Source organism: Altererythrobacter epoxidivorans (assembly GCF_001281485.1).
GTDB lineage: Bacteria > Pseudomonadota > Alphaproteobacteria > Sphingomonadales > Sphingomonadaceae > Erythrobacter > Erythrobacter epoxidivorans.
Genome location: NZ_CP012669.1, coordinates 860,100 through 872,070, shown reverse-complemented (window position 1 = coordinate 872,070; position 11,971 = coordinate 860,100). Strand labels below are relative to the sequence as shown.

11 protein-coding genes are annotated in these 11,971 nt (G+C 62.7%); 2 read left to right on the top strand and 9 right to left on the bottom strand.

What is annotated here, in order from left to right; genetic code table 11:
* Positions 1-3 precede the first annotated feature (3 nt).
* The 5 genes from AMC99_RS04485 to AMC99_RS04465 all read right to left on the bottom strand — a co-directional run bounded on the left by AMC99_RS04485 (position 4) and on the right by AMC99_RS04465 (position 3,832).
* On the bottom strand, positions 4-615 hold the full coding sequence (locus AMC99_RS04485; RefSeq protein WP_061923356.1) for a glutathione S-transferase family protein: 612 nt from the start codon (positions 613-615) through the stop codon (positions 4-6).
* Positions 615-1,403, bottom strand: a complete 789-nt coding sequence (locus AMC99_RS04480; RefSeq protein ID WP_061923353.1) for an enoyl-CoA hydratase-related protein — start codon at positions 1,401-1,403, stop codon at positions 615-617. The genes AMC99_RS04485 and AMC99_RS04480 overlap by 1 nt, the downstream gene beginning before the upstream one ends.
* A 68-nt stretch (positions 1,404-1,471) precedes the next feature.
* A complete protein-coding gene (gene mce, locus AMC99_RS04475; RefSeq protein WP_061923349.1) occupies positions 1,472-1,921 on the bottom strand; it encodes a methylmalonyl-CoA epimerase in 450 nt (149 codons plus the stop codon).
* Positions 1,918-2,319 (bottom strand): hypothetical protein, encoded by a 402-nt coding sequence (locus AMC99_RS13955; protein ID WP_157058250.1) that lies wholly within the window; start codon positions 2,317-2,319, stop codon positions 1,918-1,920. The genes mce and AMC99_RS13955 overlap by 4 nt, the downstream gene beginning before the upstream one ends.
* On the bottom strand, positions 2,300-3,832 hold the full coding sequence (locus AMC99_RS04465) for an acyl-CoA carboxylase subunit beta (RefSeq protein WP_061923343.1): 1,533 nt from the start codon (positions 3,830-3,832) through the stop codon (positions 2,300-2,302). Before AMC99_RS04465 ends, AMC99_RS13955 begins: the two co-directional genes overlap by 20 nt.
* Before the next feature lie 111 nt (positions 3,833-3,943).
* Here AMC99_RS04465 and AMC99_RS04460 point away from each other — a divergent pair, with 111 nt between their 5' ends.
* Positions 3,944-5,347: a helix-turn-helix domain-containing protein gene (locus tag AMC99_RS04460; RefSeq protein WP_061927714.1), complete on the top strand. Its 1,404-nt coding sequence runs from the start codon at positions 3,944-3,946 to the stop codon at positions 5,345-5,347.
* Between the two features lie 9 nt (positions 5,348-5,356).
* Here AMC99_RS04460 and AMC99_RS04455 read toward each other — a convergent pair whose 3' ends face one another.
* The 3 genes from AMC99_RS04455 to AMC99_RS04445 all read right to left on the bottom strand — a co-directional run bounded on the left by AMC99_RS04455 (position 5,357) and on the right by AMC99_RS04445 (position 9,298).
* Positions 5,357-6,376, bottom strand: a complete 1,020-nt coding sequence (locus AMC99_RS04455; RefSeq protein WP_061923340.1) for an NAD-dependent epimerase/dehydratase family protein — start codon at positions 6,374-6,376, stop codon at positions 5,357-5,359.
* A gap of 62 nt (positions 6,377-6,438) precedes the next feature.
* A complete protein-coding gene (gene gorA, locus AMC99_RS04450; RefSeq protein WP_061923338.1) occupies positions 6,439-7,788 on the bottom strand; it encodes a glutathione-disulfide reductase in 1,350 nt (449 codons plus the stop codon).
* 97 nt (positions 7,789-7,885) lie between these two features.
* Complete coding sequence (locus AMC99_RS04445) at positions 7,886-9,298, bottom strand: DEAD/DEAH box helicase (protein ID WP_061923335.1); 1,413 nt, start codon at positions 9,296-9,298, stop codon at positions 7,886-7,888.
* A gap of 297 nt (positions 9,299-9,595) precedes the next feature.
* Here AMC99_RS04445 and AMC99_RS04440 point away from each other — a divergent pair, with 297 nt between their 5' ends.
* Positions 9,596-10,375: a DUF2189 domain-containing protein gene (locus AMC99_RS04440; RefSeq protein WP_061923332.1), complete on the top strand. Its 780-nt coding sequence runs from the start codon at positions 9,596-9,598 to the stop codon at positions 10,373-10,375.
* 16 nt (positions 10,376-10,391) lie between these two features.
* Here the strand turns inward: AMC99_RS04440 and pgi are convergent, their stop codons facing one another.
* Positions 10,392-11,933, bottom strand: a complete 1,542-nt coding sequence (pgi, locus tag AMC99_RS04435; protein WP_061923329.1) for a glucose-6-phosphate isomerase — start codon at positions 11,931-11,933, stop codon at positions 10,392-10,394.
* Between the last annotated feature and the right edge of the window lie 38 nt (positions 11,934-11,971).

Genomic DNA, 11,971 nt, shown 5'->3' with positions numbered 1-11,971 from the left:
CACTCAGGCTTCTGCACTCGGGCGGGCGGACACGCGTTCGTGCCAGCCGCGCAGGTTTTCGCAATCATCGGGCATGCCGCAGCCGACGAATCCGGCGAAGTCGGCGGTCGTCAGCAGCAGTATATCGGCGGCGCTATAGGCGTCTCCCGCCAGGAATTCGGTGTCCTTCAGGGATTCGTCGAAGAACCGGAAAGCATCCGCAACGCGCGGCCGGTTTGCCTCGCCCCAGTCGGCATTGCGGCCGGGCAGCGCGGCTGTGAACGGATGGGTATGGACCCAGACCGCAGCAACCGCAGGCATCAGGATCATTTCGACCCGCCGGTTCCACATCTCGATCGCGGCAATGTCTTTCGGCGCGGTACCGAACATCGACGGTTCGGGATGCAGCGCCTCCAGATAGCGCATGATCGCCACGCTTTCCGCGATCACCGTGCCATCATCGAGCTCCAGCGCCGGTGTCTGGCCGCGCGGGTTCTTCTCGAGGAATTCGGGCGATTTCTGCTCGCGCTTCGGGATCGAGACTTCCCGGCTGGGAAGCTCGATACCCTTTTCCGCCGCAAAGATGCGGACCCGGCGCGGATTGGGCGCGGGATTGGGGCTGTCGTAGAACAGCATTACTTGCCCTTGAACTCCGCCTTGCGCTTCTGGAGGAAGGCCATACCGCCTTCCATCGCATCGACGCTGGCACCGGCAATGCGCTGGCCCTCTGCCTCGGCGCGCAGCACCTCGGTCAAATTGCCGTCGAGTGCGGTGGCGATGTTCTGCTTCATCGTCGCGTAGGCTAGCGTCGGACCGTTCGCCAGCTTTTCAGCCAGCGCACGAGCCTCCGTCATCAAGGCATCGTCATCTACCGCCTTGTAGATCAGGCCCCAGTCTTCTGCCTGCTCGGCACCGATCTTCTCGCCCAGCATCATCATCCGGGTGGCACGGGCGCGGCCGATGGCGCGAGCGAGCAGCCAGGTCGAACCGCCATCGGGCACGAGGCCGATGTTGACGAAGGCCTGCAGGAAATAGGCGCTCTTGCCCGCCAGCACGAAATCGCCCGCCAGCGCGAGCGAACAGCCGACACCGGCGGCAGGGCCATTGACTGCCGTGATGACCGGAACCGGCGCGCGCAGCACCATGTTGACTGCCGGGTTGTAGTGGTTCTGCAGGGCGCGGTGGCTGCCGCCCTTGGTTTCAAGGGCGCTGCGTTCGCCGCGGGCGGCAAGGTCGGCACCCGAACAGAAACCCTTGCCCTGTCCGGTGATCAGCACCGCACGCGCATCGCCCAGGTCATAGAAGGCAGAGCCGATTTCGTCCGCCATCTGCGGCGGCATGGCGTTGAGCCGGTCAGGCCGGTTGAGCGTAATGGTCATCAGCGGACCGTCGCGTTCGACGATGATGGTTTCGTATTCGGACATCTCAATCTCCCCTTCCGGGCGGGCCGCATGGCCTCACCCCTGATCTTTGCAAAACTGTCTTGTGCGCCTCAGTTGGACCAGTGTGCGTCGCCCTTGGGCGTTTCCATGATTTCGGTGAGCTGGCCCATCATGTCCTTCGGGTGAAGGAAGAAGATGGGCGTGCCGTGCGCGCCGATGCGCGTTGGGCCGAGGATGCGCTTGCCCAGCCCTTCGAACCAGCTGCGCGCTTCCTCGATATCGTCGACCTCGTAGCACAGGTGATGCTGGCCGCCCGCCGGGTTCTTGGCGAGGAATCCGGTCAGCGTGCTGTTGGGGCCGAGCGGCTCGATCAGTTCGATCTGCGTGCCATGGGTGCCCTCTTCGCCCGGCGTATCGACGAAGCAGACCTTCACCCCCTGCTCCTCCAGATCGAAAGGCTCATGGGTGATCGTCGCGCCCATGACATCGCGGTAATAGCGGATCGATTCCTCGATCGAGGGCGTGGCGACACCGATATGGTTGAGACGTCCGAGTTTCATCTTTGATGACCTTTGTTGGTTCCCTGAAACGTAGTGCGATTTGCATCAGGCGACAGAAAGTCGAGGACCAGTACCATCGGCTCTCCTTTGGCGCACAAAGCAACTTGAACGCTGCGGGCGGCTCCTTGCTGTGTCGTGCGGCGATGATAACCGTAAAACCCGCAATTCTTGGAGCCGCGATTGGGCTCGAACCCGGCGGCGAGAAGTTCGGCCACCACCGCTTCGCGATCTTCCCGAGCGTGCAGCGCAAGCGCAGTGAGATGTGCTTTGGCCGCCTCCGCCTCACCCAGAACGACCGATTCCAGAGGGCTTCGAGCCGAAAGGTCGAGTTCCTGCGCGTATAGGGCGTTCGGCGTCAGAGTGGCAGCAAGCCAAAGGCTAAAGCGGAATATTATCATGCTTCTTCCACGGGTTCTCGAGCTGCTTGTTCCGTAGTTTGCGTAACCCCAGCGCAATTCGCTTCCGCGTGGAGTGCGGGTAGATCACTTCGTCGATATAGCCGCGCTGCGCTGCGACGAAGGGGTTGGCGAAGCGGTCTTCGTATTCCTTCGTTTTCTCGGCGATCTTGTCCGGATCGTCGCGGTCCTGGCGGAAGATGATCTCCACCGCGCCCTTTGCTCCCATCACGGCGATTTCGGCGGTGGGCCAGGCATAGTTGAGGTCGCCGCGCAGATGCTTGGACGCCATCACGTCGTAGGCGCCGCCATAGGCCTTTCGGGTGATCACGGTGATCTTGGGCACAGTCGCTTCGGCATAGGCGAACAGCAGCTTCGCGCCGTGCTTGATGATGCCGTTGTGCTCTTGCGCGGTGCCGGGCAGGAAGCCGGGCACGTCGACGAAGGTCAGGATCGGGATTTCGAAGGCATCGCAGAAGCGCACGAAGCGCGCGGCCTTCTTCGAGGAATTGATGTCGAGCACGCCGGCGAGCACCATTGGCTGGTTCGCCACTACGCCCACCGTGCGCCCCTCCACCCGGCCGAAACCGCAGATAATGTTGCCCGCATGGGACGGCTGCACTTCGAAGAAATCGCCTTCGTCCAGCGTCTTACGAATAACCTCGTGCATGTCGTAAGGCTGGTTGGCGTTGTCTGGGATCAGCGTGTCGAGGCTCGGCTCCTCACGGTCCCACGCATCGCTGGTCGGGCGCTCCGGCACTTCCTCGCGGTTCGACAGCGGCAGGTAGTCGAAGAAATCGCGTGTCGCCAGCAGCGCTTCGATGTCGTTCTCGAACGCGATGTCCGCGACGCTGGTCTTGGTCGTGTGCGTAACCGCGCCGCCCAGTTCCTCCTGCGTGACTTCCTCGTTGGTGACGGTCTTCACCACTTCCGGGCCGGTCACGAACATGTAGGAGCTGTCCTTCACCATGAAGATGAAGTCGGTCATGGCGGGGCTGTAAACCGCGCCGCCTGCGCACGGCCCCATGATCAAGCTGATCTGCGGCACCACGCCCGATGCCAGCACGTTGCGCTGGAATACGTCGGCATAACCGCCCAGCGATGCCACGCCTTCCTGGATGCGCGCGCCGCCACTGTCGTTGAGGCCGATGACGGGCGCGCCGTATTTCATCGCGCTTTCCATCACCTTGCAGATCTTTTCCGCGTGGCGTTTCGACAGCGAACCGCCGAACACGGTGAAGTCTTGGCTGAAGACATAGACAAGACGGCCGTTGATCGTGCCGCTGCCAGTCACCACGCCGTCACCCGGGATCTTCTGATCCTGCATCCCGAAATCGACGCAATCGTGTTCGACATAGGTGTCGAGCTCTTCGAAACTGCCTTCGTCCAGCAGCACTTCGAGCCGTTCGCGCGCCGTCAGCTTGCCCTTGGCATGCTGGGCAGCGATGCGTTTTTCACCGCCGCCCATGCGGGCGGCTTCGCGGCGTCGTTCCATTTCGGCGATGTTGGCAGACATGCAATCCCCGTAGTCAGTTCTGTCTGAGCTTCTGTTGGCGCGCAGTTTCAAACAAGTCCAATGCAATGTTGCGAAGTTGCAAAGTCGAACTTTGCAAATTATGTGAAGTCCGTGACAAGCCGCCGTCGCCTCTTTGCCGGACAGCGCCTGCGCCAGCTTCGCGCCTCGCGCTCGATGCGCCAGTCCGAACTGGCAGAGGACCTGGGCGTCAGTGCATCCTATCTCTCGCAGCTCGAAAACGACCAGCGGCCATTAACCCCGGCGCTGATCGAACGGCTGGCTGACCTGTTTCCGCTCGACTGGCAGGACCTGGGCGCAGACGGGACCGAACGGCTTGCCGTGGCCCTGCGCGAGGCCGCAGCCGATCCGCTCTTCTCCAAGCCGATACCCCCTGCACGGCTTGCCCGCATGGCCGAGCAGCAGCCCGACCTCGCCGAACGGTTCGTGACATTGCACGAGGCCTATCGACGTGCTGGCCAGAGGCTCGAAATGGTAGACGATGCCCTCGCCGCCGGATCCCCTGCCGGGGCGCGCCTGCCGTGGGAGGAGGTGCGCGACTGGTTTCACCTCGCCAACAATTACGTCGATACGCTCGACCGCGCATCGGAAGCGCTGGCTGCGCGCCTGGGCGAGCCCTCCCCATCCATCGCGACCATGGAAAACTACCTTCGTAGCGCGCTGGCGATTTCGCTGATCTATTCGGCGCAGGGCGGCATTCGCAGCTTCGACGCGGAAATGGCGCACCTGACGATCGATCCGGGCCTGCCCGCCGAAAGCCGCCGTTTCCAGCTCGCACACCAGCTCGTTTCGCTGGCGCTGCGCGATGAAATCCTCTCCGTGATCGAGGCGGCGGCCCTGCCCAATGCCGCATCGCGCCAGTTGCTGTTCGTGGGATTGAGCAATTATGCCGCAGGGGCGCTGCTGATGCCCTACATGGCGTTCCGCAGCGAGGCGCGGCGGCTGCGGCACGATATCGACCGGCTGGCGCAGGTCTTCGGGACCAGTTTCGAACAGACCTGCCACCGGCTTTCGACCCTGCAGCGCGACGGTGCCCGCGGCGTGCCGTTCTTCTTCTGCCGTGTCGACATGGCCGGAAACATCACCAAACGCCATTCCGCGACCAGGTTGCAGTTCGCCCGTTTTGGCGGCGCCTGCCCGCTGTGGATCGTGCACGAAGCGGTGGCCGTACCTGACCGCATTCTCGTGCAACTCGCGGAAACGCCGGACGGGCTGAGGTATATCTCGATGGCGAAGGGGCTGGTGAAACCTTCAGGCACGTTCGAGCGCCCTCCCCGCCGCTATGCCGTCGCACTGGGCTGCGAGACCGCCCACGCAGACGAGTTCATCTATGCCGACGGGCTCGACCTCGCGTCGGACCGAACGGTGGTGCCGATCGGCATATCCTGCCGCATCTGCCCGCGAGAGGACTGCGACCAGCGCGCCTTCCCGCCCAGCGACCGCGCGATCGAGGTCGATCCCGACAGCCGCGGCGTCGTGCCTTACCGTTTCAGCTGAGGGCCGCGCTCAAACCTTGACGATCCCCTTGTCGACGAGGCTGCGAACAGTGTCCTCGATCGTCTGGGCAGGATCGATGAAGGTGAAGCCGAGCACCTCCTCGGTGTGCTTGCCCGAAACATTGCGCACATTGCCGAGCTCGCCCTTCACCTGCTTCATCGCCGGAACGAAGGGTGCGAGCAGTTTCACGACCCAGTCCGGCATGCGGCGCGTCGCAACCTTGCGCGAATGTTCTGGCGCACGTTCGCGGGCAATCTTCGCCATCTCCTCTATCCAGAGGAAATCGGTCGATGTCGGAAAGCGTTCGCCGCGCACTTTTTCTGCCGGGCCTTCTATTGCTGCGACATGGGCACGGGCCACGTCGCGCACATCGGTGATGCAGATGCCCATGTTCGGCAGCGCCGGGATCGTGCCGTCAATCAGTTGCTTCACCATTTCGACCGAAGTCGAAAGGTCGTCATTCTCGACCGGTCCGAACACCGCCACCGGATTGACCGAACAGAAGATCATGTCGGGCGCATGCAGTGCGACCCAGTCGCGCGCGGCACGTTCTGCCACCGTCTTGGATTCGATATAGGGAGGGACGCCTGCGGCAAGGTTCGTCCAGTCGGTATAATCGAAATGATCCTTCTCTGGCTGGCCATAAGCAATCGCCGCAGCAGAGCTGGTCTGGACGAAACGGGTGATGCCCGCCTCTTTCGCGAACTTGAGCGCACGTAGCGTGCCTTCGCGCGCAGGTATGACGAGTTCGTCCTTGTCCTTCGGTACGCCGAGCGGAAAAGGCGAGGCGACATGGGCCACGGCATCGCAGCCGACATTGGCCTCTGCCCAGCCATCGTCGCTCATCAAATCGGCCTGGAAGACCTTCAGCCGCTCACCCGCATCGGGCCAGCGTTCACGTAGGCGCGCTTCGCTTTTCGCCTTGTTGCGAACCGTCGTGTGGACCGTCTTCCCGGCCGCCAGCAACTGGTCGATGACCTCGCCGCCGATATAGCCGGTGCCGCCCGTTACCAGGACCGTATCTGCCATCGCTTGCCTCCCAGAATAAGGGTGCAAGCGTATCTACGCATTAGGGCGCTGGCAACGCGCGATCAGCGCATCAGGACGAGTTCTTCGGCCATTGTCGGGTGGATCGCTGTCGTCGCGTCGAAATCCGCCTTGGTCAGCCCGGCTTTCACCGCGATAGCCGCAGCCTGCATCATTTCCGGCGCTTCGGGCGCGATCATGTGGATGCCCACAATCTTGCCGTTTTCGCCGTCGCAGATCATCTTCATGAGGCTGCGCTCGCTGCGGCCGGCAAGGACGTTCTTCATCGGGCGGAAGTCCGACAGATAGACCTTCACGCTGCCCAGCTTGTTCTTAGCCTCGCCCTCGGTCATGCCGACCGCGGCAATCGGGGGGTGGCTGAAGACCGCGCTGGGAATGCAACTGTGATCGACAGCATAGGGATCACCGCCACCAAAGACGCTGTCAGCAAAGGCCTGGCCCTCGCGAATGGCAACCGGCGTCAGTTGCACACGATCGGTCACGTCGCCGACGGCATAGATATAGTCGACACTGGTCTTGCTGAACCGGTCGACCTTGATCTCGCCATTCTCGCCCAGTTCGACCCCGACCTTGTCGAGGCCGAGACCTTCTGTGTTCGGCACGCGGCCAACGGCGAACATGACGAGGTCGGCCTTTTCCTCATCGGAATCGGAAAGCTTCACGAAATAGCCGCCTTCCTCGCACGGCTTGATATATTCGAACGTGGTGTTGAAGCGGAACTTGATCCCCTTCATCGTCGAGATCTGCAACAGGCGGTCACGTACTGCCTCGTCATAGCTGCGCAGCAGGGTATCGCCGCGATTGACGATATGAACATCGCTACCGAACTCGTTGAAAATCCCGGCAAACTCGTTCGCGATGTAACCACCGCCGGCGATAATGACTTTCTTCGGCAATTCGTCGAGGTGGAACGCCTCGTTCGAACTGATGGCGTGCTCAGCGCCCTGGCATTCGGGCATGCGCGGCCGCGCCCCGGTCGCGATCAGGATCCGTTCTGCGGTGATCTTGCGACCGCCCGCTAACGTAACCTCGTGGTCGCCGGTGATTTCCGCACGCTCGTGGAAAATCGTGACGTCGTGGTTTTCCAGCGTATCGGTATAGGCGCCTTCCAGCCGGTCGACATCGGCCAGGACATTGTCGCGCAGGACTTTCCAGTCGAACTTCTTGCCTTCGATCTTCCAGCCGAACTGTTCGCAATCCTCCAGGTCTTCTGCGAAATGCGCACCGTAGACGAGCATCTTCTTCGGCACGCAGCCGCGAATGACGCAAGTCCCGCCCACACGGTATTCTTCCGCAATGGCCACCCTCGCCCCATGAGCCGCCGCCACACGGCTGGCACGAACGCCGCCGGAACCGGCACCGATGGTGAAGAGGTCAAAGTCGTATTCGGCCATGTGCGGATCTCCTGTCAGGCGGGCGATATGGCGGTTGGTATCGAGAATGCCAACCGCCAACGTCCCTCAGGCCGCAATGTGCCGGGAATGATCGAGGTCAGGCGCTGCCCGAACGGCGCTGACCGCCGCGGTTGTTGCGTCGATTGCGATTGCCGCCACCCGGCTTGCCCTGCCCGGCGAATGCGGGCTTGCCCTTGCGCGCAGGATGTTTTTGCTTCGGCTTGCGGTTGCCGCCCTCTCCTTCGGCTGCACCCGTACGCGGAGCACCGCCGCGGGGCGCGCCCCTGGGCTTCGCCTTGACGCGTTTCTGAGGTGTGCGCGGTGCAGGCTTGGTCGGGCCAACGCCTTCGACAACAGCGCGGAAGTTGTCCGGCAGCGGCAGGCGCTCGAATTCCGCATCCGTGTTGCGCTGGATATCCTTGAGATATGCGCGCTCGTCCTCTGCACAGAATGCGATTGCGACGCCGTCCTTGCCCGCACGGGCGGTGCGGCCGATGCGGTGGACATACTGTTCCGGCACGTTCGGCAGCTCGTAGTTGATCACATGGCTGACGCCCGGAATGTCGATCCCGCGTGCGGCGACGTCGGTGGCGACGAGCACGGGCACCTTCGCACGCTTGAACTCGTCGAGCGCACGCTGGCGCTGCGGCTGCGACTTGTTGCCATGTATCGCGTTCGACTGGATGCCGGCCTGCGCCAGCTTCTTCACGACGCGGTCGGCACCATGCTTGGTACGGGTGAAGACGAGCACACGCTCAAGCTCGCCCGGGACCTTGTAACGGCCCGACAGGATCAACTCGATCAGCGACTGCTTTTCTTCCTGCTGCACCATGAGCAGGTACTGGTCGATCCGTTCGGCCGTGGTTGCGGCAGGCGTCACCGATACCTGGACAGGGTTGTTGCAGTAATTGCTGACGAGATCCTTGATCGCCTTGGGCATGGTGGCGCTGAAGAACAGCGTCTGGCGTTCTTCGGGCACCAGCTGGTTGATCCGGCGCAGCGCGTGGATAAAGCCGAGGTCGAGCATCTGGTCGGCTTCGTCGAGCACGAGGATTTCGACACCGCCGAGGTTGAAAGCCTTCTGGTCGACCAGGTCGAGCAGGCGGCCCGGCGTGGCGACGAGGATGTCGGTCCCGCGGTGCAGCTTGTTACGGTCCTTGTTGACCGAAGTGCCGCCGACGATCGACTGGACCTTGAGCCCGGCCAGTGCGCCATATTCCTTGGCATTGTCGGCGATCTGTCCGGCAAGCTCGCGCGTCGGTGCGAGCACCAGCATGCGGCAGCTCTTGAAGGGAATATGGTTGTCGCTTTCGCGCAGGCGGTCGATGCTGGGCAGCATGAATGCCGCCGTCTTGCCGGTACCCGTCTGGGCAATGCCCAGCAGGTCGCGACCTTCGAGAACCGGCGGGATTGCCTGTTCCTGGATCGGGGTCGGCGTATCGTAGCCCTTCATGTCGAGGGCCTGGAGAACGGGCTGCGAAAGCCCGAGATCACTGAAATGAACTGTCATGTTAACTCGCATTGCATGCGGCGCGCTGCTCCTGAATCCAGACGGATTCCGGGCGCGCTCGCGGTGGTTTCAAAACCGCCCGCGTGAATAGGGAAGTCTCTTTGGGAAAAACCGAAACGCGGCCGGGGCTGGCATGTCTTCGCCGCCGCTTCACGCTGGCGTGCGCGTTTCGCTGGATGGGCATGTGGATGTTGCAGCGCAAAAAGTCAAAGGATTTCGCCGAATGAGGCGGCTCCGGTCTTGATGAAACGGCTGTTTTGAGCCAATTTCGCTGCCAGCTTTCATGGGGAGAGGGCGATGGAAACGACGGTTCAACCGCAAGCGGCCGCAATGCCAGTGGCAAGCGACCTGACGATCGGCGACCTGTTTCGGGCGCTCGGCGCGGGATGGCGGGATTACCGAACCCGCCCGACCTGCGGCCTGTTCTTTTCCGGCATATTCGTCGCTGCGGGCCTGTTCCTGTTCTTCGTCCTCGATGGCCGCTCTGACATGGCGTGGCTGATCCCCGCCGCCGCCGGTTTCCCGATCCTCGCTCCCTTTGCCGCAGCCGGCCTTTACGAGGTAAGTCGCCGCATCCAGTCGGGCGAGCCGATCCGCTGGGCCTCAATCCTCACCGCCGTCAGGGGCCGGGGTGACGACCAGCTGCCACTGATGGGCGTGATTGCCTTCGTCGTCTTTTCCTTCTGGGTGATCATCGCCCACGGCATTTTCGGCATATTCCTGGGCGAATCCGGTCTCGGGGCAGACTGGCTCGAGACGCTTGGATCGGGGCCGGGCGTGGCAATGCTGGTTGTCGGCAGCCTGATCGGTGGAGCGATGGCGTTCGCCTTTTTCTCCATGACCGTCATCAGCTTCCCCATGCTGATCGACCGCGAAGTCGACTTCATCTCCGCAACGATCGTGAGCGTACGTTTCGTGCGCAGCAACCTTGCGGTGATGCTGTTCTGGGCAGCAATGGTTGCGGTCAGCGTTTTCGCTGCGATGATCCCGCTGTTCCTCGGCCTGCTGGTCGTCCTGCCCGTGCTGGGCCACGCGACCTGGCACCTCTATCGCAGAGCAGTCGACCCCGCGATCTAGCGCGCAGGGAAGGTCTTCAGCCTCCCAGCCCCGCAGCCTTCAGCAGTTCTGTCGTGCTGGGATCGAAGGAAGCCTCTCCGCCCTCGATGTCCTTCGCCATTTTCTTGCCCAGCTCCACGCCGAACTGGTCGAAGGGATTGATCCCCATCAGCACGCCATTCGCAAACGTCCGGTGTTCGTGAAAAGCGATGAGGGCGCCTAGAGTCGCAGCATCGAGATCGTCGCACAGCATGGTCGCACTCGGCCTGTCGCCGGGGAAGGCGCGCGCCGGGTCCTTGCCATCTGCAGCCATGTTGCCGCCGGCCATCAGCGCTGCGCCTTGCGCAAAGCAATTGGTCAGAAGGATCTGGTGATGCGCGGGGTCCAGCGCGTCGCCCGGCGCAATGCTGGCGATGAAGTCGACCGGCACGAGGTGCGTGCCTTGGTGCAGCAGCTGGAAAACCGCATGCTGGGCATCCGTCCCCACCCCGCCCCAGGTGATCGGCGCGGTCGGCCCATTGACCGGCTCGCCCTCGCTCGTCACGCGCTTGCCATTCGATTCCATTTCCAGCTGCTGGAGGTAATCGGGAAACAGGCCCAGTCGTTCGTCATAGGCAAAGACCGCGCGGGTCTCGCATCCGCGCAGGCGAGCATAATATTGGTCGGCGAATGCGGCGCGCAGGGGCAGGTTGTGGCGCCCCTCTGTCTCGCTGAAGTGCACGTCGACTGCCCTTGCGCCCGCCAGCATGGCTTCGAATTCGTCCCAGCCAACGGCCAGCGCGACGGGGAAACCGATGGAAGACCAGATCGAGTAACGACCGCCTACGCTTTCGGCGAAAGGCAGGATGCGGGTTTCATCGACACCCCATTCGACCGCCTTTTCAGGGGAAGCGGTCAGTGCAATCACCCGGCCCGAAGGGTCGGTCACGCCGTTGTCGGACAGCCATTTCAGCGCGCTCTGCGCATTGGTCATGGTCTCGATCGTGGTGAAGGTCTTGCTCGCCACAGCGACCAGCGTCGTCGCCGGATCGCACGCGGCGAACGCCTCTTCCAGCGCGACGCCATCGATGTTCGAAACGACATGCACATCGACCAGTTCGAGGTCGCGGGTGAGCGCATTGACTGCTAGCGCCGGACCCAATGCGCTGCCGCCGATGCCGATATGGATGAGGTGCTTTACCTCGCCGAGAGCGCCCTGGTGGATCGCCTCGACCAGCATGCGCATGCGGGCGTGGAGTGCCATCGCCTCTTCTACCGAAGGTTCCGCCCCGATCCCGCGCTGTGCGGTATGTTCGACCGCGCGGCCTTCGGTCACGTTGATCTTTTCCCCGGTCAGCAAGGCTGCGCGTTTGCCGCCAAAATCGGTCGCCGCTGCAAGCGCTTCGAAGCCGCCAAGGAGTTCATCCGAAAGGTGCGTCTTGGACCAGTCGAACAGGATGCCATTGCTTCCCTCTTCCGCGTCCCATTCGATCCTGCCCCCCATTTTCCCGACCCGTTCGCCATCCTCGAAAAGCTCGACAAGCGTGCGGTTCGGCAGGGCGCGGAGATTGTCCCAGGCGGACTGGACGGGGGAACTCATGCAAAAATCCTTCCTTGGCGTTGAAGTGGCGACTAGGG